This window comes from Streptomyces albospinus, from assembly GCF_014648695.1.
Classification (GTDB): domain Bacteria; phylum Actinomycetota; class Actinomycetes; order Streptomycetales; family Streptomycetaceae; genus Streptomyces; species Streptomyces albospinus.
In genome coordinates, this window is record NZ_BMRP01000002.1 from 327452 (window position 1) to 352531 (window position 25080).

Below are 25080 nucleotides of genomic sequence, written 5' to 3' on the forward strand. Positions count from 1 at the left end.
CCGGGGGCTACTTCCGGACGGCGGCCCGTTCCTGCTGCTCGTTCTTCTCCTTCTTCTCCTTCTTCTCCTTCTTCGGCTGGGCGACCGGGCCGCGGCGCACCGCACCCGGGGCGTTCCATTCCGCGCGCTTGCGGGCGCGCTTCTTGGCGGCCTCGGAGGAGTCCAGCTGCCAGGGCACGGAGGTGACCATGACGCCGGGGGTGAAGAGGAGGCGTCCCTTGAGGCGCAGCGCCGACTGGTTGTGGAGCAGGTGCTCGTACCAGTGGCCGACGACGTACTCGGGGATGTAGACGGAGACGGCGTCGCGCGGGCTCTCGCGGCGCAGCGACTTGACGTAGTCGGTGATCGGCCGGGTGATCTCGCGGTACGGGGAGGCGAGGACCTTGAGGGGGACCTCTATGCCACGCCGCTCCCACTCGTCCCGCAGTGCCCGGGTATCTGCCTGGTCGACGTCGACGCTGACCGCTTCGAGGGTGTCGGAGCGCATCAGCTTGGCGTAGTTCAGGGCGCGCAGGGTGGGCTTGTGCACCCTGGAGACGAGGACGAGGGAGTGCACCCGGGAGGGGCGTACGGCGTCGTCGTCCGGGGTGTCCTCGGCGGCGATCTCGTCGGCGACCCGGTCGTAGTGGCGGCGGATCGCGGTCATGGTGACGAAGAAGACGACCATGCCGAGGAGGGCCACCCAGGCGCCGTGGGTGAACTTGGTGAGCAGGACGACGGCCAGGACCAGGCCGGTGAAGAAGGCACCGAAGGCGTTGATGGCGCGGGAGCGGTGCATGCGGCGGCGCTCGGCCGGGTCCTTCTCGGTCAGCAGGTGGCGGTTCCAGTGGCGGACCATGCCGGTCTGGCTGAGCGTGAAGGAGACGAAGACGCCGACGATGTAGAGCTGGATGAGGCGGGTGGAGTCCGCGCCGTAGAGGTAGACGAGGACGGTGGCGGCGCCGGCGAGCAGGACGATGCCGTTGGAGAAGGCGAGCCGGTCGCCGCGGGTGTGCAGCTGGCGGGGCAGGTAGCGGTCCTGGGCGAGGATCGAGCCGAGCAGCGGGAAGCCGTTGTAGGCGGTGTTGGCGGCCAGGAAGAGGACCAGTGCGGTGGCCGCGGCGAGGACGACGAACAGGAAGCTGCCCTTGCCGAAGACCGCCTCGGCGACCTGTGAGATGACCGGGTTCTGGGTGTAGCCGGAGCCGATCGGCCTGCCGTTGCTGAGCAGGTCGGTGGCGGGGTTCTCGGCCATCTTGACGTGGGTGGTCATGGCCAGCGTGATGATGCCGCAGAACATGGTGACGGCCAGCCCGCCCATGAGGGCGAGGGTGGTCGCGGCGTTCTTGGACTTGGGCTTGCGGAAGGCGGGCACGCCGTTGGAGATCGCCTCGACGCCGGTGAGCGCCGCGCAGCCGGAGGAGAAGGCGCGCAGCAGCAGGAAGATCAGCGCGAAGCCGGCCAGGCCGCCCTGTTCGGGGTGGATGGTGTAGCCGGCGGTGGGGGCGCGCATGGTGTCGCCCAGGACCAGGCCGCGGACCGCGCCCCAGGCGATCATGATGAAGACGCCGGCGACGAAGACGTAGGTGGGGATGGCGAAGAGCTTGCCGGATTCCCTGACGCCGCGGAGGTTCATCAGCGTCAGCAGCACGATGATCACGATCGCGCTGAGGGTCTTGTGCTCGACGACGAAGGGGACGGCGGAGCCGAGGTTCTCCACGCCGGAGGCGATGGAGACCGCGACGGTCAGGACGTAGTCGACCAGGAGCGCGCTGGCGACGGTCAGGCCGGCCTTGGGGCCGAGGTTGGTGGTGGCGACCTCGTAGTCGCCGCCGCCGCTCGGGTAGGCGTGCACGTTCTGCCGGTACGACGCGACGACGGTGAACATCAGCACCACGACCGCGACGGCGATCCAGGGGCTGAAGCTGTACGCGGACACTCCGGCGACGGACAGGACGAGCAGCACCTCGCCCGGCGCGTAGGCGACGGAGGAGAGCGGGTCGGAGGCGAAGATGGGGAGTGCGATGCGCTTGGGGAGAAGGGTCTCCGCCAGCCTGTCGCTGCGCAGTGCGCGCCCGATCAAGATCCGTTTGGGCACGTCGGTCAGTTTGGACACCCGGGCATGTTAAGGGTTCGTCAAGGTTCTCGCCCACCCCTCACCGGATCGGGTAATGGGGCATGGGTGGGTTCCACTGCACAGCCTTGCCGAGCTGCGCAACGAATACGCAGAATCCACACATGATCCACGCATTGCGTGCGTGGGGCCGCCGTCGTTGCGGGGAAACCGCAGCGACGGCGGCCCCATGGCACAGGGCGCGGGGCGCGGGGCGCGGGGCGCGGGCCTGCCCTACTCCCCCGCGGCGCCCGCCGGCCGCGGGTGCCGGGACAGCAGATCGCCCAGCCCCTGCCGGGTCGCGGCCAGCAGCACCCGGTCCTGCGGGCGCAGCACATAGCCGTCGCCCAGTTCGTGCGCCAGGAGCGCCGGCGCACGCTCCGCGCCCGGCCGGGGCGCGCCCGCCGCGGCGTCCGCCTCCGCGTCGTCGGGCGCGGAGGTGTCGACGGCCAGCACCCGCAGCCGTCCCGGCCGCAGCACCTCGCCGACCGTGCGGCCCTCCAGGGCGGCATGGCCGCGCACCCCGACCCGGGCGACCAGCAGCACCCGCCGCTCCACGGGAACGGCGCCCAGGATCTGCCGCCCCATCATCGCCCCGGCGAAGGCGGGCGCCGCCAGGAACGAGACGCTGCGGCTGCGGGTCCGCGCCCCGGGGTGGGCGGCGCGCAGGGTGCGGTAGACGGCGTACGCGAACCCGTCGTCGAAGAGGCGCAGCGTCACCCGCAGCCGGGGGTTGACCGAGCGGGCGTAGAGGGCGGCCTCCAGATTGGTGGTGTCCTCGCTCGTCAGCGCCAGCAGCGTGCGGGCCCGGTCGGCCAATGCGGCTTCCAGGACGCCTTCCTGTGTGACGTCACCCAATACGGTGGGTACCCGCAGCCGGCGAGCCAGGGCGATACCGCGCGCCTCCGGGTCGGCCTCGATGCACACCACAGGGATGCCCATCTCATGCAGCCGGGCCAGCACCCGGGTGCCGATCTTGCCGAGACCCAGCAGCACCACGTGCCCGGACAGCCCGCGCGGTGGGCGGCGCAGCGCGGACGCGCTGCGGAAGGTGCCCAGCCCCTCGAACGCCGCCGCCACCAGCACCGGGAGCAGCAGCAGGCCGACCAGCCCGGACAGCAGCTGGAGGATCTTGCGCGGCAGCGGCTGGTCGATCGCCGGGTCGTTGATGGCGAAGAGGTCCAGCAGTGTCAGGTAGGCGGCGTGCAGCGGCGGTACGTGGGACGTCAGGGACGCGGCGACGGCCAGCGCCAGCACCGCGCCGACGATGCCGGCCAGCGACCAGCGCAGCCGCCGGGAGAACAGCGAGGCGAGCGGCGCGCCCCGGCCGCGCAGCCCGCGCGGGCGCAGCGTCCGGCCCCGGTAGGCGACGGTCTCCAGGACCACGGTGCCGCGGTCCCCGGCCGCCGCGGCGGTGGCGTCGTCCGGCAGCAGGTCGGCCCCTTCGTCCTGGTCCGCCGCCCCTTCTCCCGGGTCGCCGGCGGACGGGGACAGGATGGCAAGGGTGCACAGGCCCGGCGCGGCGGCCCGGCCGGGCGGCGCCGGCGCACGCTCCACGGCGCGCAGCATCAGCCCGTCCGCCTCGATGACCTTGCTGGTGCCGGCGACCGCGGTGGCCACCAGTGCGGGGGCGACGGTGTCCGCGTCGGACAGCACGGTCGTGGAGGCGTCGGCCCTGGGGAGTTCAGCGCCGTCCGCGCCGCGGCCGGCGGCGACCGCCGCCGCCTGGTCGAGCAACTCCTCCAGATGCTGGCCGAGTTTGCGGTTGTAGAGCCGGATGACCAGCCGCAGCCGGGGGTTGAGTCGGCGGGCGCGCAGGGCGGCGTGGATGTTGAGCTCGTCGTCGTCATGGACCAGCGCCAGCGCGCCCGCCTCGGCGATGCCCGCCTCGGCGAGGACCGCGTCGTCGGCCTGGGCCGCCTCCAGGATCCGTATCGGCTCGGGCGGCGGCTCGGCGTCGGTGCGGGGCGCCGCGGGCGGGGGTACGGGTGCCGCGGCCGGGGTGCCCGGTCCGGTGCGGGCCACCGCCGCCGACACCCGGCCCAGCAGTGCGGTGGCCCGGCCGAGGCCGCGGGCCGGCGGCGGAATACGGGGGCGGTGCGGCTCCCGGGCGGACGGGACGACGAGCGTCACCCGTTCGCGGTAGACGTCCCGGAGCTCGGCGGCGAGCCGGTGCGCGAGCGCGTCATCGCCGCAGACCACCATGTGCGGTGTGGGAGAGCCCAGTTGGGGCTGCTGTGGCAGGTGGGGCACACCTCGTAGCGTGCCCTACGGGCGCGGCGGCGCGCAGCCGGGCGCGCGATCCGGCGGCTGCGCGCGGCGTGCCCGCATCAAAACCGGTGGCCACCGCGCCCCCTACAGGGCGCGGCATTGCAGCTACGGTTGTACCGGGCCACGGTGCCGCCGGCGCTGCCGTGCGACGCACCGGGCCGCTGTGGCGAGCAGTGGCTTCGTGTCGCCGGTACTCGGAGAAGAAAGTAGTGAGCAGGGTGTTTGTGCAGGTCAGCGCGCTAGTCCAGGGCACGGGGTAATCAGCATGCACATCGTCATCATGGGGTGCGGGCGGGTCGGCTCCGCGCTCGCGCAGACCCTGGAGAGCCAGGGACACACCATCGCGGTGATCGACCAGGACCCGACCGCGTTCCGTCGCCTCGGCTCCGCCTTCGGCGGTCGCCGGGTGACCGGTGTCGGCTTCGACCAGGACACCCTGAGGGAGGCCGGCATCGAGGAGGCGGGTGCCTTCGCGGCCGTCTCCAGCGGTGACAACTCCAACATCATCGCCGCCCGGGTGGCCCGCGAGATGTTCGGCGTCGAGAACGTCGCGGCCCGGATCTACGACCCGCGTCGCGCCGAGGTCTACCAGCGCCTCGGCATCCCCACCGTCGCCACCGTCCGCTGGACCGCGGACCAGATGCTGCGCCGGCTGCTCCCCTCGGGCGCCGAGCCGCTGTGGCGCGACCCCAGCGGCGGCGTCCAGCTGGCCGAGGTGCACACCGCCTCCTCCTGGGTCGGCCACAAGATCAGCAAGCTCCAGGACGAGACCGGTGTCCGCGTCGCCTTCCTCACCCGGCTGGGCGAAGCGATGCTGCCGACCTCGCAGACGGTGTTGCAGGAAGGCGACCTGGTGCACGTGATGATGCGCACCGACGAGGTCGAGAAGGTCGAGGCGGCATTCGCCCAGGGTCCTGAGGAGGCGCACGCATGAGGGTCGCCATTGCGGGTGCCGGCGCGGTGGGCCGCTCCATCGCCGGCGAACTGCTGGAGAACGGGCATGAGATCCTGCTCATCGACAAGGCGCCGACCGCGATCTCCGTCGAGCGGGTGCCGCTGGCGGAATGGCTGCTGGCCGACGCCTGCGAGATCACCTCGCTCGACGAGGCGGCGCTGCAACGCTGCAACGTCGTCATCGCGGCGACCGGCGACGACAAGGTCAACCTCGTCGTCTCGCTGCTCGCCAAGACCGAGTACGGCGTGCCCCGGGTGGTCGCCCGGGTCAACAACCCGAAGAACGAGTGGCTGTTCAACGAATCCTGGGGCGTCGACGTCGCGGTCTCCACCCCGCGGCTGATGTCGGCCCTGGTCGAGGAGGCGGTCAGCGTCGGCGATCTCGTACGGCTGCTGCGCTTCAGCCACGGCGACGCCAACCTCGTCGAGCTGACGCTGCCCCCGGAGGCGGCGCTGGCCGGCACCCGGGTCGGCGATGTGGCCTGGCCCGAGGACACCTCCCTGGTGACGATCATCCGCGGTACGCGGGTGCTCACGCCCAACAAGGAGGACGCGCTGGAGGCGGGCGACGAGCTGCTGTTCGTGGCGGCCCAGTCGCGCGAGGAGCAGCTGGAGGACCTGCTGTCGGTGCGGCGCGACGACAGCTGACCGACAGGCGAACGCCGGGGCCCGGGAACCACATTCGTTCCCGGGCCCCGGCGTTGTGCGCGCTGTGCGGTGCGGGCGGCGGACCCGTCAGCGGCGGTGGCGCGGCCCGCTGCCCGGCCGGTCGGCGCCAGCCGCGTCGGGAGCCGCGGACAGCAGCCCCCGCTGCCGCTCGCGTTCGGCCTCCTCCGCCTTCTCCTGCGCCTCCATCTCGGCGAAGACATCGATCGGCGCCGGCGCCTTCACCAGGAACACCCAGGTCAGATACAGCGCGAGCAGGAACGGCGGGATCTTCAGGGCGACCAGCACCCAGCCGAGCTGCGTGGTGTCGGCCCACCAGTACAGCGGGAAGAGGATCAGGCACTTGGCGAGCAGGATCAGCCCCCACGCCCAACTGGCCTTCGCATACGCCGTCTTCCGGCCCGGGTTGCGGGTGCGCCAGGAGAGGTTCTCCTTGAACACCGGGCCCAGGATGAGACCGATCAGCGGGACGCCCGCGAGGGTGGTGATGATGTAGGCGAGGGCCAGGCCGAGGGTGTAGAGCATGCCCGGCAGGTAGAAGTCCTTGGCGTTGCCGGTCATCATCGCGAAGACCACGCCGAAGGCCACCCCGAAGACACCGCTGAAGGCGTGCTTGACGGTGTCCCTGCGGATCAGGCGGACCACGCACAGCACCAGCGACACGGCCAGCGCGGCGATCGCCGAGATGTGCAGATCCTTGTTGACCGTGAAGATCGCGACGAACAGCAGGCCGGGGAGAACGGTCTCCACCATGCCGCGCACGCCGCCGAACGCCTCGAACAGCGCCGCCTCCGTCACCTCCCGGCCGGCGTCCGGGCCCGCGCCGGCCTCCGGCGGGGCCAAGGGCCCGGCCGGGGCGGTCACGTGGTGGCCGGAGGATGCGTCAGGGTCAGTGGTCGGTCGGTCGTACGACGTCACCGGCTACTCCTGTCCGAGCGGTCGCAGTTCGTACTTGGGATTGAAGAGCACCCGGCGTCCGTGGCTCAGGGAGACGCGGCCCGAGGCGATGAGCTTACGGCCCGGCTCTATCCCGACGATGGAACGGCGGCCGAGCCACACCACGTCGAGGGCGGCGGAGCCGTCGAACAGCTCCGCCTCCAGCGCGGGCACACCGGCACGGGGCCGCAGCGTCACATGCCGCAGGGTGCCGGTGACCTTCACTATCTGTCGGTCGTCGCAGTCGCATATACGGGTACACCCCGTCGCCTGCGTGTCCTCCTGCAACTCGGCGGACTGGAGCTCCTCCTCGGAGGACGACAGCCTGTCGAGCATCCGGCGGAAGCGGCCGGCCGGCTTCTCGGGTCGGATCCCAGCACTCATAACCCCAGCGTACCGGGGGCCGCCCGGCCCGCCCGCACCGCTCGAACCGGCGCCTTCGGCCTCCCCGCCCCCGGACCGGCACCGCCCCCGGTTCCGCGCTGCGCACCCCCCGGGCGGCGCCCCGGCCCGCGGGCCGCCCCGCCCCTCACTGCTCGAAGCGATACCCCATCCCCGGCTCCGTGATGAAGTGCCGGGGGTGCGACGGGTCGATCTCCAGCTTGCGGCGGAGCTGGGCCATGTAGACCCGCAGATAGTTGGTCTCGGTGCCGTACGACGGCCCCCACACCTCCTGGAGCAGCTGCTTCTGGCTGACCAGGCGGCCCTGGTTGCGGACCAGGACCTCCAGCAGATGCCACTCGGTGGGGGTCAGCCGGATGTCCCGGCCGCCGCGGTTGACCTTCTTGGCCGCGAGATCGACGGTGAAGCCCTCGGTCTCCACGATCACCTCGTCCTCGGCCGGACCGGTCGGCTCGGCCCGGCGCACCGCCGCCCGCAGCCGCGCCAGCAGCTCGTCCATCCCGAACGGCTTGGTCACGTAGTCGTCCGCGCCCGCGTCCAGCGCCTCGACCTTCTCGTCGGACGTCTGCCGGGCGGAGAGCACCAGGATCGGCACCCGCGTCCAGCCCCGCAGCCCCTTGATGACCTCGACGCCGTCCATATCGGGCAGACCGAGATCGAGGACGATGACATCGGGGTGTCGGGCGGCGGCGAGTTTGAGGGCGGTGGCCCCGTCGGGGGCGGCGTCGACCTCGTACTTGCGCGCCTTCAGGTTGATCACGAGGGCGCGGACGATCTGCGGCTCGTCATCGACCACAAGCACCCGGTTCACTGGCGTTCTCCTCGTGGTGTCGGTCGCCGGCGGGCGAGGCCCGCCGGGCATGTGGTGAGTGTGGCCGGTACGGTCCGGCCGGTGGTGAGGCCCGGACGCGTGTCGCGGAGCCGAAGCGTGTCGCGCAGCGGATGCACACCGTCGTGCGGACGCGACGCTATGCCGCCCCCGGGGCTTCCGCCATGGCCCGCTGGGCTCATGTCGTCGCCTGCGCCGGGAGATCGGGCTGAACCGGCGGGCCGCCCGGAGCGGCCCGCAGGGTGAGGACCATGGTCATCCCGCCCCCCGGAGTGTCCTCCGCGGCGAGCGTGCCGCCGATCGCCTCCGCGAAACCGCGCGCCACGGCCAGGCCGAGGCCCACTCCGGCGCCGCGCGGAGCGTCGCCGTACCGCTGGAACGGCTCGAAGATCCGGTCCTTGGCACTGTCCGGCACACCCGGCCCCCGGTCCGCGATCCGCAGCTCCACCCGGTCGCCGAGCGCACTGGCCGCGACCAGCACCGCCTCGCCGTCCGGGCTGTACTTGACGGCGTTTTCGACGAGATTGGCGACCGAGCGCTCCAGCAGGCCCGGGTCGACCGCGACCATCGGCAGCTCCTCGGGGATGTCGAGGCTGACGCTCCCCTCCGGTACACCGCCGAGCGCCATCGGGACCACCTCGTCGAGGTCGATCTCGCGGATCAGCGGGGTGACGGTGCCGGTCTGGAGGCGGGACATGTCCAGGAGATTGCCCACCAGGTGGTCCAGCCGGTCGGCGCCCGCCTCGATTCCGGCCAGGAGCTCCGCCTCGTCCTCCTCGGACCAGGCGACGTCATCGGAGCGCAGCGAGGTGACCGACGCCTTGATGCCGGCCAGCGGCGTGCGCAGATCGTGGCTGACCGCGGCCAGCAGCGCCGTGCGGATCCGGTTGCCCTCGGCGAGCTCCCGGGCCCGCTCCGCCTCGCCGACCAGCCGCTGCCGGTCCAGTACGACGGCGGCCTGCGCGGCGAACGCGGCCAGCACCCGGCGGTCCTCGGCGGGCAGCACCCGGCCGGTCAGCGCCATCGCCATATGGTCGCCCACCGGCATGTCGACATCCGCGTCCTCGGGCCGCAGCAGCGGCGGCGTGCTGTCGCTGCCGCCCGCGCGGCCCGCACACGTCCACGGATCGACGTCGCTGCTGCGCTCCAGCAGCGAAACCGTGTCCATCCCGAACGTCTCCCGGACACGCTCCAGCAGGGCGTTCAGCGTGGTCTCACCGCGCAGCACACTGCCCGCCAGGAACGACAGGATCTCCGACTCGGCACGCAACCGCGCGGCCTGATGGGTGCGCCGGGCGGCGAGATCGACCACCGACGCGACGGACACCGCTACGGCGAAGAAGATCGCGATGGCGACCATGTTCTTCGGGTCGTTGATCGTCAGGGTGTGGACGGGCGGGGTGAAGTAGAAGTTCAGCAGCAGCGAGCCCACGGCCGCCGACGCCAGCGCCGGCAGCTGTCCGCCCAGCAGCGCCGCGACGACGGTCAGGAACAGGAACAACAGGACGTCGTTGGCCAGGCCCGGACCGTTGGAGATCTTGGTGAGCAGCAGCGACAGCAGCGCCGGGCCGCCCACGCCGACCAGCCACCCGGCGATGATCCGCGCCCGCCCCAGCCGGGCACCGCGCGGCACGGGCAGCCCGCGGCCCTTGGCGACCTCATCGTGGGTGACGATGTGCACGTCGAGATCGGGCCCGGAATCACGGGCGACGGTCGCGCCGACACCCGGTCCGAAGATGTACTGCCACGCCTTGCGGCGGCTCGACCCCAGCACGATCTGGGTGGCGTTCACCCCGCGCGCGAACTCCAGCAGCGCGCTCGGTATGTCATCGCCGATGACATGGTGAAACGTCCCGCCAAGATCCTCCACCAGCTTGCGCTGGACGGCGAGCTCCTTGGGCGACGCCGACGTCAGCCCGTCACTGCGGGCGATATAGACGGCGAGCACCTCGCTGCCCGATCCCTTGGCGGCCATCCGCGCGGCGCGGCGGATGAGCGTACGACCCTCCGGACCGCCCGTCAGCCCCACCACGATCCGCTCACGCGCCTGCCAGGTGGAGCGGATCGAGTGCTCCGCCCGATATTCCTGAAGGTATTCGTCGACCCGGTCGGCGACCCACAGCAGCGCCAGCTCGCGCAGCGCCGTGAGGTTGCCCGGCCGGAAGTAGTTGGACAGCGCGGCGTCGACCTTGTCCGACTTGTATATGTTGCCGTGCGCCATCCGCCGCCGGATGGCCTGGGGCGACATGTCGACCAGCTCGATCTGGTCGGCCCGCCGGACGATCTCGTCCGGCACCGTCTCCCGCTGGCGCACGCCCGTTATCGACTCGACGACATCCCCGAGCGACTCCAGATGCTGGATGTTCACCGTCGAGATCACCGTGATCCCGGCTTCCAGCAGCTCCTCGACGTCCTGCCAGCGCTTGCTGTTGCGCGACCCGGGGACGTTGGTGTGCGCCAGCTCGTCGACCAGCGCCACGGCGGGCTTGCGTTCCAGGACCGCGTCCACGTCCATTTCGGTGAACGCCGTGCCGCGGTACTCCAGCTCCCGGCGCTGTATCTGCTCCAGCCCGTGCAGCATGACCTCGGTGCGGGGCCTGCCGTGGTGCTCGACGAACGCCACGACGACGTCCGTACCGCGCTCCATGCGCCGGTGCGCCTCGGACAGCATCGAGTACGTCTTGCCGACGCCCGGTGCCGCGCCGAGATATATCCGTAGCTTGCCGCGTGCCATGGCCCCATTGTCTTACGTGCGGCCCGCCCCCACCGGGCTGGGCCTGATGCGACCCTACCTACCGAACAACGGTACAAACACGCAGGTAGCGGCTTCATGCCCGGTCTTGACGCGACTCTGATACGGGGTGGGGGGGTGGCGGGCGGGGTGCGGCACGGGTTCCGCGGGCGCGGGGGCGGCGAGGCCATGGGGGTGACGGGGCCACGGGGCGGAAGAAGGGGTGGGAGAAGGGGGCGAGCGCCGTGGGGCCGGAGGATGACGGTCGGCGCCCTTCGCGTCGGTACCTTCGGCCTCCGTGGCTTCGGTCTCGGCACATCCCGCCTCCGCACCGCCCGTGCCATGCGGGGGTCTTTGGTCCGGGCCCGGTCGGGTCGTCCACTGCGGCTCGTATCGGGCCGGCTGCACGCCTTACGGCGCGTTCCCGCCACGGGCGGTGCCGGCTTTCCGGCCACAGCTGGTGTCGGTGCTCCGTCGCGGTCCGCGCCGGGTCCCATGGAGCGGTCCGCGCCGGGTCCCGCGCAGCGGCCCCGGCAGGTCAGCCGCCATCCCGCCCTCGCCGTCGTCGCACCTGCCCGCCCGGCACCCGGCCGGCCCTTCCTCCCTCGCCACTGTGCCGAGCGGGCCGGCGTGCCCGGCACACCCCAGAGCGAACAGCCGCGAAGTGGCTCTCGTAACAGGCGAAAGAGGGGTGGCCCGTATGCACGTCACCGCGTCGCGGAGAGGCCGGGGAAAGCAGCGACAACGAGGAGGGCGGCAACAGCAACAAGGGGCGGGCGCCGCGCGAAGAGGGACGCGGCGCCCGCGGCGGCACCCGGTGGGGCGACCGGACCGGGCAGCGCACACCACGCACCGCCGTGAGGCGGCCGGCCCCGGTGGCGCAGAACGCCCGGTCGTTCCCCATCACATCCCCGACGCCGCCCGACCACCAGTTCAACTCGGCTTCTCTGACGCATTGCTGACAGCAGAACAGCTCCCTTAAAGCCATCGCCCCGCCAACCGGCCGACTGCGACGATGCCGTCATGACGCCCACGACCTTCACGACGTCCCGGTCCCGCACGGCTGACGTACGCGTCACCCACACCTCAGGCATGGACGCCGCCACCCTCAAGGCGGCCCGCGCCCTCCTCTTCGACGTGTTCGACGACATGACGTCCGAAGACTGGGAGCACGCACTCGGCGGACTGCACGCCCTGGTCCACGAGGGCGGCGAACTGATCGGCCATGCCTCCGTCGTCCAGCGCCGACTGCTGCACAACGGACGCGCCCTCCGCTGCGGCTACGTAGAGGGGGTGGGCGTTCGCGCGGACCGGCGCGGCCGGGGCCATGGCGCGGCCATGATGGACGCCCTGGAGCGAGTGATCCGCAACGCCTACGGCCTCGGCGCCCTCAGCGCTTCCGACGAGGCGACCACCTTCTACGCCGCACGCGGCTGGCAGCTGTGGCGGGGCCCCTCCTGGGCCTTGAGCCCGCACGGCATCCAACGCACGCCGGACGAGGACGGCTGCCTCTACGTCCTGCCGACGTCGGCCCCTCTCGACCTCGACGCCGACCTCACCTGTGACTGGCGCGAGGGCGACGTCTGGTGACTGGCAGACGTCTTCAAGGAGCTTGTCGACCAGGAGGACATCCGGCATTCCCGCACCGCGGCAACTTCTCCCGTACCGACGGTCATGCCCTGCCGACTGGTCTGCGCCCTCTCGTGAGCGGCCCATTCCTCCGCATTGCCGACGAAGGCCAGGCCGCAGCCTGGTGGCAGTCGCGCGATGACCTCGTCTACAGCGGCCTGCGTGCTGCCGGTCGCGGCGATCCGCGGACTGCTGCCGCTCGGCCCCTCGACGTAGTACCGACCACCTCCCAGAGTGCCGAAGCGGGGAGTGTCCCAGGTGGGGCGAGACTCCGTGCATCTGCTGAGGTGCAGCTCCCTCATGCCCGTCCACGGGTAGAGCTGACGCAACCGCGGCTCGGCATACGCCACCCGCACCATCTCGGAGAACGATTCCAGGAGCGGCGTGCCCACCGGCGGGGCGGGCTCGCCGGCAGTAGTAAGGATCTTGTTCCAGGCCCGGGCCGCCGACCCGGACACCCTGCCCCGACCTCAGACGCGAATGGCCGCCCGGTCCACCTCAGTTGGGGTTGTCCGCGTGTGTCAGTGTCTCCCAAGCGACAAAGAGATTGTCGGAGCCGGCCGGCCGCTGCTGCTCCGTCAGTTTCTGCGTGCCGGGCATCGCGTAACCCATCCGGTTGTGCAGTGCGTTGTATCCGACTTCGGTGACGGGGCCCAGACCGCGTGTGACGCTGCCGCCGCACAGCCACGACGGCGGAACGGCGCCGAGCTCGTATGTGGCCTGGAAGTCGAGGGCTTGGCGCAGCCGGTCGCCGACCTCCGGGTAGAGGTCCTGGCCCTGGAGGCGGCTGGTCTCGGCGATGTGCGAGATGGCCGACAGGCCGTATCCGGTGTGGGTGAAGTCGCGGCAGGTCTCCTGGGTGAGGCCGTTGACGAAGGTGGACTGGCCCTGCCAGTACTTGATGACCTTGTCGCGGGTGTTGAGGCCGCTGCCCGGGGTCGTCCTGGGCAGAGCGCCGTCGGACTTCAGGTAGATGTACGCGGGGACCCGGGCGCGGTAGGTGCCGATGGCCTTGTCGTAGGAGCTCTTGTCCTCGGTGAAGACGGAGATGCCGACGGCCGCCTCCATCATGGTCAGTTCCCAGTTGCCGTTGTTGTGGGAGCCGTTGATGACCTTGGGCAGGTACACGGTGCGCAGCATGGTGGCGAAACGGTCGACGCGGTCCTTGGGCCAGCCCTTGTAGGTGTAGCGGATGATTTCGGCGGCGCGCGGCCAGGTGGAGGCGGCCCAGCCGGATTGCAGTGGTGCGTTGCTGTCGGTGTGGTCCTTGATGGTGCCGGACCAGGCGTCCATGATCTGGATCGCCTTGTCGGCGTACTTGCTGTCGCGGGTGACGTACCAGGCCAGGGAGAGGGTGTAGGCGGCGAGGGCGTCCTCGCGTTCGTCGGTGCAGCCGTGGTTGGGGTGGGAGTACGGGCCGCATTCGACGGTGGCACGGGGTTTGGGTGTACGGGAGAGCGAGGCGTAGGAGCTCGCCATCATGGCGTCGTAGGCGCCCTTCCAGGGCGCGGCGCCTGAGTCGACCTTGCTGCGGATGAAGTCGAGCTGGCGGGTGCCCAGGAGGACACCGGGGTGCGTGAAGGCGGCCGGCGCCGCGGACGTCGGGGCGCCCAGGAGCAGGCCCGCCGTCAGGGTGCCGAGGAGCGCTCCGACGGCGAGGGTGAGCTTTCCGCGCATGGGGGGTGTGCCTTCCGGTCGAGAGGCTCAGTGGTCGGGAGCGGACAGGAGCGGACGGGAGATGTTCTCGTACGTGAACGGCGAGCGTTGACATGAACACCTGCGATGGCTGGCGAACGTAAGGGCAAGCCCACATGCCGTCAAGACCTGGCGTCAGAAGGGGACGTGAAAATGGGGAGGGGCAACGGCGCTGTCCGGAGGGCTGGTTCACCGATCCGTACGTGAAGCAAGGCGGGTACGGGATCGATTCGCCGCGCGCGGCAACACCGCGCAACGCCCCCAGTCGACGCGCCGCGCAGCCGTGCACGGCGCAACTCCCCCCGGCCGACACGCCGTCCACCACCCCGGCGCCACTCCCGGCTCGCAGGACACAGCCCCCTGCGGCGCCTGCGCGCCTCACCCCGACTCCCCCACCACCCCGCCTCCCCCACCGCCTCCCCACCGCACAACAGCGGGTGGCCCCGAGGATCACCGTCCTCGGGGCCACCCGCCATCCGGTCCGCAGACCGGCCGATCCGTTTCCCGCATGTCCACGGATCAGCCGGCCCGCAGCCCCTCAGGACCGCGCACCCGCATCCCCCGCCGGAGCCGCGGCCCTGTCCGGCCGATCGCCGCGGTCGGCTGCTCGGCGCACCCGACCGCGGCGATCACCTCATGGAGGCGCCGCTCAGCCCTGCTTCTGCACCAGGTCGCGCAGTGCCACGTTCAGCTCCAGCACGTTCACCCGGGGATCGCCCATGAATCCCAGCTGGCGGCCCTGGGTGTGGTCCTTGACCAGCTGCTCCACCTTGTCCGCGGGGAGGTTGTTCTCCTTGGCGACGCGGTTGACCTGGATCTGTGCGTACTCCGGCGAGATGTCCGGGTCCAGGCCGGAGCCGGAGGACGTCACCGCATCGGCCGGAACCTGCGACTCCGGTACGCCGTACGTCGTGGCGACCCACTGCTTGGCGTCCTTCACCGACTTGAGCAGGTCGGTGTTGCCGGCCCCCAGGTTGGAGGCGCCGGAGACCTGGAGGTCGTACTGGGGGTTGACCGGGGGCTTCGCCGTCCGGTTGCTGCCCAGTCCGGCCGACGGGCGGGGCTGGAACCAGTGCAGGTCCGGGATCGGGTTGCCCTGCTTGTCCTTGCCCTTGTCGTAGCGCTGGCCGAGCAGGGAGGAGCCGACGACCTTGCCGTGCGAGGTCAGTTCGGATCCGTTGGCCGTGCCGGGGAAGGCCGCCTGCGCCACTCCGGTGACCACCAGGGGGTAGATCACCCCGCAGACCACGGTCAGCACGAGCAGGGCGCGCAGCCCCGCCGTCAGCAACCGGGCGGTGTTGCGTACGGAGTTGTTCATGGCGGTCACCCGATTCCGGGGATGAGAGTGATGAGCATGTCGATGAGCTTGATGCCGATGAACGGCGCGATGAGGCCGCCGAGTCCGTAGACCGCGAGGTTCCGCCGGAGCATCTTGTCGGCGCTGACCGGCCGGTACTGCACGCCCTTGAGGGCCAGCGGCACCAGCGCGATGATGATCAGCGCGTTGAAGATGATCGCGGACAGGATCGCGGACTGGGAGCTGTGCAGCCGCATGATGTTGAGGGTGTCCAGGCCCGGGTAGGCAACCGCGAACATCGCCGGGATGATCGCGAAGTACTTCGCGACGTCGTTGGCGATCGAGAAGGTCGTCAGCGCACCCCGGGTGATGAGGAGCTGCTTGCCGATCTCGACGATCTCGATGAGCTTCGTCGGGTTGGAGTCCAGGTCCACCATGTTCCCGGCCTCCTTGGCGGCCGAGGTTCCGGTGTTCATGGCGACGCCGACGTCCGCCTGGGCCAGCGCGGGCGCGTCGTTCGTGCCGTCACCGGTCATGGCGACGAGCTTGCCGCCGGCCTGTTCGCGCTTGATGAGCGCCATCTTGTCCTCGGGCGTGGCCTCGGCGAGGAAGTCGTCGACGCCGGCCTCTTCGGCGATGGCCTTGGCCGTCAGCGGGTTGTCACCCGTGATCATGACGGTCTTGATGCCCATCTTGCGCAGTTCGTCGAAGCGTTCGCGCATGCCCTCCTTGACGACGTCCTTGAGGTGGATGACGCCGAGGACGCGGGGGCCGCGCTCGTCCTCCAGGGCGACCAGCAGCGGGGTGCCGCCGGCCTGGGAGATCTCCTCGGTCAGCCGCTGGGCGTCCTCGGCGACGTCGCCGCCGCGATCCAGGACCCAGGCGATGACCGAACCGGTGGCGCCCTTGCGGACCTTCCTGCCGTCGACGTCCACACCCGACATACGGGTCTGGGCGGTGAACGGCACCCATTCGGCGCCGGTCAGGTCTTCCTGGTGGCGTTCGGGCAGCTCGTACTTGTCCTTGGCGAGGACGACGATGGAACGGCCCTCGGGGGTCTCGTCGGCCAGGGAGGACAGCTGGGCGGCCTCGGCGACCTCGGCTTCGGTGACGCCCTGTACGGCGACGAACTCGGAGGCCTGGCGGTTGCCGTAGGTGATGGTGCCGGTCTTGTCGAGCAGCAATGTCGATACGTCGCCCGCTGCTTCGACGGCGCGACCTGACATGGCCAGCACGTTGCGCTGGACGAGGCGGTCCATACCGGCGATGCCGATGGCCGACAGCAGCGCGCCGATGGTCGTCGGGATCAGGCAGACCAGCAGGGCGAGCAGCACGATCATGGACTGCTCGGCGCCGGCGTAGATGGCGAACGGCTGGAGGGTGACGACCGCCAGCAGGAAGACGATGGTGAGCGACGCGAGAAGGATGTTCAGCGCGATCTCGTTGGGCGTCTTCTGCCGTGCGGCACCCTCGACGAGGTTGATCATCCGGTCGATGAAGGTCTCACCGGGCTTCGTCGTGATCTTGATGACGATGCGGTCGGAGAGCACCTTCGTGCCGCCGGTGACCGCACAGCGGTCACCGCCCGACTCGCGGATGACCGGGGCGGATTCGCCGGTGATGGCGGACTCGTCGACGGAGGCGACGCCTTCGACGACATCGCCGTCACCGGGGATGATGTCGCCGGCCTCGCAGACGACCAGGTCGCCGATGCGCAGTTCCGTGCCGGGGACCTGTTCCTCGTCCGTGCCGTTGAGCCGGCGCGCCACGGTGTCCGTCTTGGCCTTGCGCAGGGTGTCGGCCTGCGCCTTGCCGCGGCCCTCGGCGACCGCTTCGGCGAGGTTGGCGAAGACGACGGTCAGCCACAGCCAGGCGGCGATCGCCCAACCGAACCATTCCGAGGGGGTCTTGAAGGCGAAGATCGTGGTGAGGACGGACCCGACCTCGACCACGAACATCACGGGGGACTTGATCATCACCCGCGGGTCGAGCTTGCGTATAGCGTCGGGCAGGGACTTGACGAGTTGCTTGGGGTCGAAGAGACCGCCGCCCACGCGGCCGTCGCCGGGCTGCTGCCCGCTGGGGACGTCCTGTTGCGGGGCGCGAGTCGGAGTGGCGGTGGACATGGGGCCGGACTCCTCCGGTTTCACGGGGGCGGTCATGACAGGCCCTCCGCCAGCGGCCCGAGGGCCAGCGCCGGGAAGTAGGTCAGACCGGTGATGATCAGGATCGTGCCGACGAGCAGCCCGGCGAAGAGCGGCTTCTCGGTACGGAGGGTGCCCGCGGTCTCCGGAATCGGCTTCTGCTCGGCGAGCGAGCCGGCGAGTGCGAGCACGAACACCATGGGCAGGAACCGGCCGAGCAGCGTCGCCAGGCCGATCGTGATGTTGTACCAGGGGGTGTTGGCGTTGAGTCCGGCGAACGCGGAGCCGTTGTTGTTGGCACCGGAGGTGTACGCGTAGAGGATTTCGGAGAAGCCGTGCGGCGCGGCGCCCTGCGCCTTGGTGTTGAGCATCGACCCGAGCGCGTCCGGCAGCACCATCGAGACGGCGGTGAAGAGGAGCACCAGGGCCGGCGTGATGAGGATGTAGCAGGCGGCGAGCTTGATCTCTCGGGTGCTGATCTTCTTGCCCAGGTATTCCGGCGTGCGGCCCACCATCAGGCCGGCGATGAACACCGCGATGACCGCCATGACCAGCATGCCGTAGATGCCGGAGCCCACACCACCGGGTGCGATCTCACCGAGCATCATGCTGAGCAGCTGGATCCCGCCACCGAATGCGGTGAAGGAGGAGTGGAAGGAGTCGACGGCTCCGGTTGACGTGAGCGTGGTGGCCACGGAGAAGATCGCGGAGCTGCCGATGCCGAAGCGGGTCTCCTTGCCTTCCATGGCGGCGCCCGCGGCCTGAAGGGCCGAGCCGCCGTGGGCGAACTCGCTCCACATCATCAGCACGGTGAAGCCGAGCCAGATGGTGACCATCGCGGCGAGGATCGCGTACCCCTGCTTCACGTTCCCGACGAGCTTGCCGAAGGTGCGGGTCAGCGCGAACGGGATGACGAGGATCAGGAAGATCTCGAAGAGGTTGGTGAAGGCGTTGGGGTTCTCGAAGGGGTGGGCGGAGTTGGCGTTGAAGTAGCCGCCTCCGTTGGTGCCCAGTTCCTTGATGGCTTCTTGGGAAGCCACCGCGCCGCCGTTGGTCTGCTGGGAGCCGCCGAAGAACTGGCCGACACCGTGGATGCCGGAGAAGTTCTGGATGGCGCCGCAGGCGACCAGGACGATGGCGGCGAGCACCGCGAGCGGGACGAGGATGCGGATGGTGCTGCGCACCAGGTCCGCCCAGAAGTTGCCGAGTTCGCCGGTGCGGGAGCGGGCGAAGCCGCGGACCAGGGCGACGGCGACGGCCATGCCGGTGGCGGCGGAGACGAAGTTCTGCACCGCGAGGCCGCCGGTCTGGACGACGTGGCCCATGGCCTGCTCGCCGCTGTAGGACTGCCAGTTCGTGTTGGTGACGAACGACGCGGCGGTGTTGAACGCCTGGTCCGGGCTGATCGAGGCGAAGCCCAGCGAGAGCGGCAGGTGCCCCTGGAGTCGCTGGATCACGTAGAGGAAGAGGACTCCGGCCAGCGAAAACGCCAGGATGCCGCGCAGGTAGGCGGGCCAGCGCATCTCGGTGTCGGCGTTGGCACCGATGCAGCGGTAGATGAACTTCTCTATCCGCAGGTGCTTGGGGGAGGAGTACACGGCGGCCATGTAGTCGCCGAGGGGGCGGTACGCCAGGGCGAGCGCCGCGATGAGCGCTATGAGCTGGAGCACGCCTGCGAGAACGGGACTCATGGAGGCCGTTGCGGTGGCAGCAGTCGACACCTCAGAACCTCTCCGGGAAGACGAGGGCGAGGACGAGGTAACCGAGGAGGGCGACGGCAACGATCAGGCCGACGATGTTCTCGATGGTCACAGCTTCGTCACCCCCTTGGCGACGAGGGCCACTACCGCGAAGACCGCGATGGTGACGATGACGAAGGCCACGTCGGCCATCGTGTGCTCCTAGAGGGATGCGGCGGATAGGACCCCCAAAGCAAAGCGGTATCCGGCCACCGCGTGAACGTTGTTGACGCCTCCCTTACGGCCATTAGCGCCCCGTTGACGGACTTCTTACGCATCTCGCTCTGACCTGCGAAAACAGCGAGGGCCCGTACCCCCTCAATGGGGATACGGGCCCTCGCTACCGTCCGGATCCGGCCGCCCTGGGCGCCTCTTCGCTCCAGGGGGCTGGACAGATCGTCAGCGGATCTCGGTGATCTCCGGTCCGCGCTCCAGGCGCTCCACGCCACCGCCGAAGCGCGACCCCTCGGCCGCGTCCTGCTGCACGCCGTCCGGCACCATCTGGGCGTCGTCGGGCAGCTTGAGGACGATCGGGTCGCGGGGCGCCATCGGGGCGTCGCCGCGGATGATGACGGTGTCCCGGAAGATGTGCTCCAGTACGCCCGCCGCCTGCGGCTGCACCGCGCCCTGGCCGGAGATCACTCCGCGCAGGAACCAGCGGGGGCCGTCGATGCCGACGAAGCGCACGACCTGCACCCCGTTCGTCCCGTCCGGCAGCTGCACCGGAACCTGCGCGCGCAGTTCCCAGCCCAGCGGGCCCTCGACCTCGTCGATGACGCCGCCCTGCTGGGTGATACCGGCGGCGATCTCCTCGCGCACCTCGCCCCAGATGCCCTCGTTCCTGGGGGCGGCGAACGCCTGGAGCTGCACGGCGCTGTCCTGGAGGACGACCGTCGCGGCGACGATCGCGTCACCGGCGACCTCGACCCGCAGCTCCATGCCCTCGACGCCCGGCACGAACAGCCCGCCGAGGTCCACCCGGCCCTCGCCGGGCTCCTTGACCTCCGACGCGTCCCAGGGACCGTCGGGCCGCGGCGCGGGCGGAAGATTGAGCCGCTGCGACGGCGCGCCGTCCCGGTCGGCCTCTCCGGCCGCCGCCTCGTCGGCGAGCGCCGCGTCCTCGGCCGGCTCTACAGGAGCCTCGTTCTTCTTGCGACGTCCGAACACGTCACTGTCCTTCCCGGTCGCCACCGACCGATGCGTATTCATTCCCGCCCGTGGAGCCGCCCACCGCCGCATGACCGCCGGTGGACCCGAATCCCCCCTCGGCCCGCGCCGAGCCGGGAAGTTCCGCCACCTCGTGGAAGCGCACCTTCTCGACCTGCTGGACGACCAATTGGGCGATCCGGTCGAATCTCTCGAACCGCACGCTCTCGCGGGGGTCGAGATTGACCACGATCACCTTGATCTCTCCACGGTACCCGGCATCCACCGTCCCGGGGGCATTCACCAGCGCCAGTCCGCAGCGGGCCGCCAGACCCGACCGCGGGTGCACGAACGCCGCGTAGCCGTCCGGCAGCGCGATCGACACCCCCGTGGGGAGCACGGTGCGCTCCCCCGGCGCCAGTTCGGCGGCCTCGGTGGTCACCAGATCCACGCCGGCGTCGCCGGGATGCCCGTACGCCGGAACCGGCACTTCCGGGTCCAGCCGCCGCAGCAGCACATCCACCGGATTCCGTTGCTGACTCACGGGTTCACCTCGAAGGCACGCGCTCGCTTGACCTGGTCCGGGTCGGCCATCGCCGCCTGGATCTCCTCGGCCCTTCCGTTGTCGATGAAGTGGTCGACCTTCACCTCGATGAAGACCGCCTCGGCGCGCACCGCCACCGGGCCGTCCGGGCCGCCTATCCGGCCCACCGCCGTCGAGTAGATCTTCCGGCCGTGCACCGCGGTGACCCGCGCATCCAGGTGCAGCACCGTGCCCAGCGGCACCGGCGCCACGAAGTCGGTCTCCAGCCGGCCGGTCACCGCGATCACCCGCAGCAGCCAGTTCAGCGACCCGAGCGTCTCGTCCAGCGCGGTGGCCAGGACCCCGCCGTGCGCCAGGCCCGGTGCGCCCTGGTGGGCCTCCTTGACGGTGAACTCCGCGCGTACGCTCACGCCCTCGCCGGCCCGCGCCTCCAGGTGCAGCCCGTGCGGCTGGCCCGTGCCGCAGCCGAAGCACCGGTCGTAGTGCGCGCCGAGGAGTTCTCCGGGCGCCGGCGCATCGGGGTGCCGGACCGGAGCGGCGGCGTCCTGGGGTGGCGTCAGCCGCGTCCTGGTTTGGTCAGTTCCACTCACGAGTGCAGACCCTACCCGCGCGCGTAAGGGGCCCGTGCCGCCGTGCCAAGCTGGAGCCATGCAGTCGTACGAAGAACGTCTCACCGCACCCCGGTCCTGGTGGGTGATCGCCGCGCTGGTCGGCATCGCCTGCGCCCTGATGCTGCTCCCCCTCGGGACGCTCCCGATGCTCGGCGGGCTCATCGGCGGCTCGGCGCTGGCCGCGGTGGCGGTGAGCTCGTACGGCTCGGTGCGGATCCGGGTGGTGGGCGGCGCGCTGATCGCCGGCGACGCGAAGATCCCGCTGTCGGCGCTGGGCGAGGCGCAGGCGCTGGACGCCGACGAGGCGCTGGCCTGGCGGACGTACAAGGCGGACGCACGCGCCTACATGCTGCTGCGCGGCTATGTGCGCACGGCGGTGCGGGTGGAGATCACCGACCCCGAGGACCCGACGCCCTACGCCTATCTGTCGACGCGGGAGCCGGAGCGCCTGGTCTCGGCGCTGGCGTCGGTGCGCGGCTGACCGCGCCGGTCGTCGGGGAGGGCGTCCCAGGGCACCTGCCGGCGGCGCAGGTCCGCGCGGATCCTGGCGGCGAGTCTTGCGGTGTCGCGGCGGTTCAGGAACGCACCGACGGCGGCGCCGACCAGGAACGGCGTGAGGTTGGGGAGGTTGCGCAGCGTGCGCTTCATGACCTGCTGGCGCAGCTCGCGCCTCATCTGCCCGCCGAGCGCGACGTTCAGCGAGGCGGGTTTGACGATGTCGATGCCGCGTTCCTGCGTCCAGGACGTCAGATAGGCGGTGGCGCGCTGCGCCGGATTCCCCGGGGGGCGCAGGCCGTAGACCTCGTGCAGCTCGGCGATCAGTTTGATCTCCACCGAGGCGACGCCGGCGACCTCGGTGGCCAGTTCGGCGGGCATGGCGGGCGGTACGGGCAGCATGGCCGCCGCGCCCACCCCCGCGCCGACCGTGGCGGTGCCCGCGCAGGCGCCCGCGACCAGCTTGTCGGCCAGTTCCTCGGGGGTCAGTCCGGGGAACTGTGCGCGCAAGGCGGCGAGGTCGCGGACCGGGATCCGCGGTGCGGTGGCGATGATCCGGTCGGCGATCGCGGCGAGCGCCACCCGTACGCTGCCGCCGCCTTTCCGGGCGCCGCGGCCGACCGTGGCCGCGAGCGAGGCCGTGCGGCCCCGCTCCGGCGGTGCGCCGGTTGTCCGCTCCTCGGGGAGGGCGGTCGGGTCGGCGGGCACGGGCGCGGTTTCCTCGCGTGATCGTGCGCCGGCCGCCGGACCTCTGCCGCCCTCGCGTCCCTTACGGAACGGGTTCACGCCTGGCACGGCGCAGAGCCGGTCAGGCCGCGCAGTCGCGGCAGATCGGGTTCCCGTTCTTGTCCTCGGCAGCCAGCTGGCTGCGGTGGTGGACCAGGAAGCAGCTCATGCACGTGAACTCGTCCTGCTGCTTGGGCAGCACGCGGACCGCGAGTTCCTCGTTGGACAGGTCGGCGCCGGGCAGCTCCAGGCCCTCGGCCTGCTCGAACTCGTCGACGTCGACGGCCGAGGCGGACTTGTCGTTCCGCCGCGACTTCAGTTCCTCGATGCTGTCCTCGTTGAGGTCGTCATCGGTCTTGCGTGGGGTGTCGTAATCCGTAGCCATTTTCGCTCTCCCCCTCTGGGTGTCTGCGGTGTCTCAGCGCTCGTAACGCGTGAGAGGCCGGACTTGTGCCCGACCTGAGGCGGAGATTTTGCCTCACATCAAGGTCTGTTACTCAATCGACACCCAACCGCACCCCTGAAGAGGTGATCGGTTTGGATGGCGATCAGGACCGTACACGGTCCGAATGTCGCACCTCGCGGAGCCCATCACGTGTACTTCCCGTGATCAGGGGCCTGGGAAACCCGGATTTTCCCGGCTTTCCACCAGGCGTTTTGATCACGGAGCGTAGATGGCCGGAAAAACGCCTCTGTGAGGGATCACACACGGTCAGGACGGCGGGCGGACCAGCCGAATTCCGCGCAAAGCGAACTCGGCGAAGGATCCCCGTACACCCACCCTTTCGTCAAACCGGGAGGCAGGGCGGTGTACGGCTGCCGGGAGGGCTACCGTACGCGCCGGTAGCCCACGGGTCGCCGGCGGGCCCCTCGGCCTTCCAGCGGCCGTACAGCGGCCCTCCGGCCCTCGTCAGAGCGGCAGCACCACCCGCATGTCGAGCCCACCGCCCTCCCGAGGCTCGGCGGTGATCGTGCCGTCGTGGGCGCGCACCACGGACCGCACGATGGACAGGCCCAGGCCGACGCCCTTGTCGCTGCCGGTCCGCTCCGTACGCAGCCGCCGGAACGGCTCGAAGAGGTTCTCCACCTCGTAGGCGGGGACCACCGGGCCGGTGTTCGAGACCACCAGGACCGCACAGCCGGGCTGCGGTTCGGTGGTGACCTCGACCCAGCCGCCCTCAGGGACGTTGTAGCGCACCGCGTTCTGGACGAGGTTGAGCGCGATCCGCTCCAGGAGGACGCCGTTGCCCTGGACGAAGACCTGCTGGCGGACGCCGCGCAGCTCCACGCCCTTGGCCTGCGCCTCCTCGCGGGTCTGGTCGACCGCCTGCGAGGCGACCTCGGACAGGTCGACCGGCCTCTTGTCGACGACCTTGTTCTCGCTGCGGGCGAGCAGCAGCAGGCCCTCCACCAGCTGCTCGCTGCGCTCGTTCGTCGCCAGCAGCGTCTTGCCCAGCTGGGTCAGCTCGGGTGACGCGTCCGGGTCGGCGAGCTGGACCTCCAGCAAGGTGCGATTGATGGCCAGGGGGGTGCGCAACTCGTGCGAGGCATTGGCGACGAAGCGCCGCTGCGACTCGAAGGCGCGGTCCAGGCGGTCCAGCATCTCGTCGAAGGTGTCCGCGAGCTCCTTGAGCTCGTCGTCGGGCCCGCCCAGCTCGATCCGGCGGTGCAGGTCGGAGCCGGCCACCCGCTGCGCGGTGCGCGTGATGCGGCCCAGGGGGGACAGCACCCGGCCGGCCATCGCGTAGCCGAAGGCGAAGGCCACGATGGTCAGCCCGAGCAGCGCCAGCAGCGAGCGGTTCAGGAGGCTGTTGAGGGCCAGCGCGCGCTGGTGCGCCAGGCAGTTGGTGACGGCCTCCTGGAGCAGCTGCCCGGACGTCTCGGTGGGCAGCGCGCAGGTGTCACTGGTGGACTGGAACTTGCCGCCGAGGATCTTCAGCGGGAGCGCGCTTCCGTCGTGGAGCGCTGCCGCGGCGAGCATGTAGATGATCGTGAGCAGCACGATGCCCGCCATCAGGAACATGCCGCCGTACAGCAGCGTGAGCCGTATCCGGATGGTGGGGCGCAGCCACGGGAAGGGCCGGACGTTGACCGGCTTGGGGTCCCAGGCCGGTTTGGGCGGCGCGGGCGGCGGTGGGGCCGCCGGCTTGGAGAACGAGGGCAGGGAAGGCAT

At 70.8% G+C, this 25080-nt stretch carries 22 protein-coding genes; 4 read left to right on the forward strand and 18 right to left on the reverse strand.

Going from position 1 to position 25080, the window contains the following annotated elements; translation table 11 throughout:
* Positions 1-7: 7 nt before the first annotated feature.
* Positions 8-2095, reverse strand: a complete 2088-nt coding sequence (locus IEZ17_RS04755) for an APC family permease (protein WP_189296678.1) — start codon at positions 2093-2095, stop codon at positions 8-10.
* A gap of 231 nt (positions 2096-2326) precedes the next feature.
* Positions 2327-4297 (reverse strand): NAD(P)-binding protein, encoded by a 1971-nt coding sequence (locus IEZ17_RS04760; RefSeq protein ID WP_189297000.1) that lies wholly within the window; start codon positions 4295-4297, stop codon positions 2327-2329.
* 331 nt (positions 4298-4628) lie between these two features.
* On the opposite strand from IEZ17_RS04760, the gene IEZ17_RS04765 reads away from it, so the two are divergent.
* Positions 4629-5297, forward strand: a complete 669-nt coding sequence (locus tag IEZ17_RS04765; RefSeq protein ID WP_189296680.1) for a potassium channel family protein — start codon at positions 4629-4631, stop codon at positions 5295-5297.
* Entirely contained in the window at positions 5294-5965 is a 672-nt protein-coding gene (locus IEZ17_RS04770) for a potassium channel family protein (protein WP_189296681.1), read from the forward strand. The genes IEZ17_RS04765 and IEZ17_RS04770 overlap by 4 nt, the downstream gene beginning before the upstream one ends.
* Positions 5966-6052: 87 nt before the next feature.
* Here IEZ17_RS04770 and IEZ17_RS04775 read toward each other — a convergent pair whose 3' ends face one another.
* The 4 genes from IEZ17_RS04775 to IEZ17_RS04790 all read right to left on the reverse strand — a co-directional run bounded on the left by IEZ17_RS04775 (position 6053) and on the right by IEZ17_RS04790 (position 10884).
* Positions 6053-6901, reverse strand: coding sequence for a DUF3159 domain-containing protein (locus IEZ17_RS04775; RefSeq protein ID WP_189296683.1), 849 nt, complete (start codon positions 6899-6901; stop codon positions 6053-6055).
* Positions 6902-6904: 3 nt separating this feature from the next.
* Positions 6905-7303, reverse strand: a complete 399-nt coding sequence (locus IEZ17_RS04780; RefSeq protein WP_189296685.1) for an OB-fold nucleic acid binding domain-containing protein — start codon at positions 7301-7303, stop codon at positions 6905-6907.
* Positions 7304-7448: 145 nt separating this feature from the next.
* Entirely contained in the window at positions 7449-8132 is a 684-nt protein-coding gene (locus IEZ17_RS04785; RefSeq protein WP_189296687.1) for a response regulator, read from the reverse strand.
* Between the two features lie 196 nt (positions 8133-8328).
* Positions 8329-10884, reverse strand: coding sequence for a DUF4118 domain-containing protein (locus IEZ17_RS04790; RefSeq protein ID WP_189296689.1), 2556 nt, complete (start codon positions 10882-10884; stop codon positions 8329-8331).
* 1020 nt (positions 10885-11904) lie between these two features.
* Here IEZ17_RS04790 and IEZ17_RS04795 point away from each other — a divergent pair.
* Positions 11905-12471 (forward strand): GNAT family N-acetyltransferase, encoded by a 567-nt coding sequence (locus IEZ17_RS04795; RefSeq protein ID WP_189296691.1) that lies wholly within the window; start codon positions 11905-11907, stop codon positions 12469-12471.
* On the opposite strand, the gene IEZ17_RS44360 is transcribed toward IEZ17_RS04795, so the two are convergent.
* The 9 genes from IEZ17_RS44360 to IEZ17_RS04835 all read right to left on the reverse strand — a co-directional run bounded on the left by IEZ17_RS44360 (position 12393) and on the right by IEZ17_RS04835 (position 21665).
* Positions 12393-12968, reverse strand: a complete 576-nt coding sequence (locus tag IEZ17_RS44360; RefSeq protein ID WP_373299723.1) for a DUF6193 family natural product biosynthesis protein — start codon at positions 12966-12968, stop codon at positions 12393-12395. The two genes, IEZ17_RS04795 and IEZ17_RS44360, sit on opposite strands and share 79 nt — an antisense overlap.
* Before the next feature lie 40 nt (positions 12969-13008).
* A complete protein-coding gene (locus IEZ17_RS04800) occupies positions 13009-14187 on the reverse strand; it encodes an alginate lyase family protein (protein ID WP_189296694.1) in 1179 nt (392 codons plus the stop codon).
* 667 nt (positions 14188-14854) lie between these two features.
* The gene (kdpC, locus tag IEZ17_RS04805; protein ID WP_189296696.1) at positions 14855-15523 is read right to left on the reverse strand and encodes a potassium-transporting ATPase subunit KdpC; all 669 of its coding nucleotides are present in this window, start codon (positions 15521-15523) and stop codon (positions 14855-14857) included.
* A 5-nt stretch (positions 15524-15528) separates the two neighbouring features.
* Positions 15529-17628, reverse strand: a complete 2100-nt coding sequence (kdpB, locus tag IEZ17_RS04810) for a potassium-transporting ATPase subunit KdpB (RefSeq protein ID WP_189296698.1) — start codon at positions 17626-17628, stop codon at positions 15529-15531.
* 32 nt (positions 17629-17660) lie between these two features.
* A complete protein-coding gene (kdpA, locus tag IEZ17_RS04815) occupies positions 17661-19337 on the reverse strand; it encodes a potassium-transporting ATPase subunit KdpA (RefSeq protein WP_189296700.1) in 1677 nt (558 codons plus the stop codon).
* A gap of 31 nt (positions 19338-19368) precedes the next feature.
* Positions 19369-19458 carry a K(+)-transporting ATPase subunit F gene (kdpF, locus tag IEZ17_RS04820; protein WP_016575741.1) on the reverse strand — a complete coding sequence of 30 codons (90 nt, stop codon included), beginning with the start codon at positions 19456-19458 and terminating at the stop codon, positions 19369-19371.
* A gap of 326 nt (positions 19459-19784) precedes the next feature.
* The gene (locus IEZ17_RS04825; protein ID WP_229851860.1) at positions 19785-20552 is read right to left on the reverse strand and encodes a DUF3710 domain-containing protein; all 768 of its coding nucleotides are present in this window, start codon (positions 20550-20552) and stop codon (positions 19785-19787) included.
* 1 nt (position 20553) lies between these two features.
* Positions 20554-21075 (reverse strand): dUTP diphosphatase, encoded by a 522-nt coding sequence (gene dut / locus IEZ17_RS04830; RefSeq protein ID WP_189296704.1) that lies wholly within the window; start codon positions 21073-21075, stop codon positions 20554-20556.
* Complete coding sequence (locus IEZ17_RS04835; RefSeq protein ID WP_189296706.1) at positions 21072-21665, reverse strand: PaaI family thioesterase; 594 nt, start codon at positions 21663-21665, stop codon at positions 21072-21074. Before IEZ17_RS04835 ends, dut begins: the two co-directional genes overlap by 4 nt.
* Before the next feature lie 58 nt (positions 21666-21723).
* Between IEZ17_RS04835 and IEZ17_RS04840 the strand changes: the two genes are divergently transcribed.
* The gene (locus IEZ17_RS04840; RefSeq protein WP_189296708.1) at positions 21724-22167 is read left to right on the forward strand and encodes a DUF3093 domain-containing protein; all 444 of its coding nucleotides are present in this window, start codon (positions 21724-21726) and stop codon (positions 22165-22167) included.
* Here IEZ17_RS04840 and IEZ17_RS04845 read toward each other — a convergent pair.
* The 3 genes from IEZ17_RS04845 to IEZ17_RS04855 all read right to left on the reverse strand — a co-directional run bounded on the left by IEZ17_RS04845 (position 22107) and on the right by IEZ17_RS04855 (position 25080).
* Positions 22107-22889, reverse strand: coding sequence for a hypothetical protein (locus IEZ17_RS04845; RefSeq protein WP_189296710.1), 783 nt, complete (start codon positions 22887-22889; stop codon positions 22107-22109). The genes IEZ17_RS04840 and IEZ17_RS04845 overlap by 61 nt on opposite strands.
* A gap of 100 nt (positions 22890-22989) precedes the next feature.
* Positions 22990-23292, reverse strand: a complete 303-nt coding sequence (locus tag IEZ17_RS04850) for a DUF4193 domain-containing protein (RefSeq protein WP_016575747.1) — start codon at positions 23290-23292, stop codon at positions 22990-22992.
* Between the two features lie 525 nt (positions 23293-23817).
* Positions 23818-25080 carry a sensor histidine kinase gene (locus IEZ17_RS04855; RefSeq protein ID WP_189296712.1) on the reverse strand — a complete coding sequence of 421 codons (1263 nt, stop codon included), beginning with the start codon at positions 25078-25080 and terminating at the stop codon, positions 23818-23820.

Coding starts and splice junctions, on each gene's coding strand:
- kdpB (WP_189296698.1), bottom strand. CDS start 17,628: ATGTCCACCGCCACTCCGACTCGCGCCCCGCAACAGGACGTCCCCAGC.
- kdpC (WP_189296696.1), bottom strand. CDS start 15,523: ATGAACAACTCCGTACGCAACACCGCCCGGTTGCTGACGGCGGGGCTG.
- IEZ17_RS04795 (WP_189296691.1), top strand. CDS start 11,905: ATGACGCCCACGACCTTCACGACGTCCCGGTCCCGCACGGCTGACGTA.
- kdpA (WP_189296700.1), bottom strand. CDS start 19,337: ATGAGTCCCGTTCTCGCAGGCGTGCTCCAGCTCATAGCGCTCATCGCG.
- IEZ17_RS04760 (WP_189297000.1), bottom strand. CDS start 4,297: ATGGTGGTCTGCGGCGATGACGCGCTCGCGCACCGGCTCGCCGCCGAG.
- IEZ17_RS04800 (WP_189296694.1), bottom strand. CDS start 14,187: ATGCGCGGAAAGCTCACCCTCGCCGTCGGAGCGCTCCTCGGCACCCTG.
- IEZ17_RS04770 (WP_189296681.1), top strand. CDS start 5,294: ATGAGGGTCGCCATTGCGGGTGCCGGCGCGGTGGGCCGCTCCATCGCC.
- IEZ17_RS04765 (WP_189296680.1), top strand. CDS start 4,629: ATGCACATCGTCATCATGGGGTGCGGGCGGGTCGGCTCCGCGCTCGCG.
- IEZ17_RS04840 (WP_189296708.1), top strand. CDS start 21,724: ATGCAGTCGTACGAAGAACGTCTCACCGCACCCCGGTCCTGGTGGGTG.
- IEZ17_RS04855 (WP_189296712.1), bottom strand. CDS start 25,080: ATGCCTTCCCTGCCCTCGTTCTCCAAGCCGGCGGCCCCACCGCCGCCC.
- IEZ17_RS04850 (WP_016575747.1), bottom strand. CDS start 23,292: ATGGCTACGGATTACGACACCCCACGCAAGACCGATGACGACCTCAAC.
- IEZ17_RS04790 (WP_189296689.1), bottom strand. CDS start 10,884: ATGGCACGCGGCAAGCTACGGATATATCTCGGCGCGGCACCGGGCGTC.
- IEZ17_RS04780 (WP_189296685.1), bottom strand. CDS start 7,303: ATGAGTGCTGGGATCCGACCCGAGAAGCCGGCCGGCCGCTTCCGCCGG.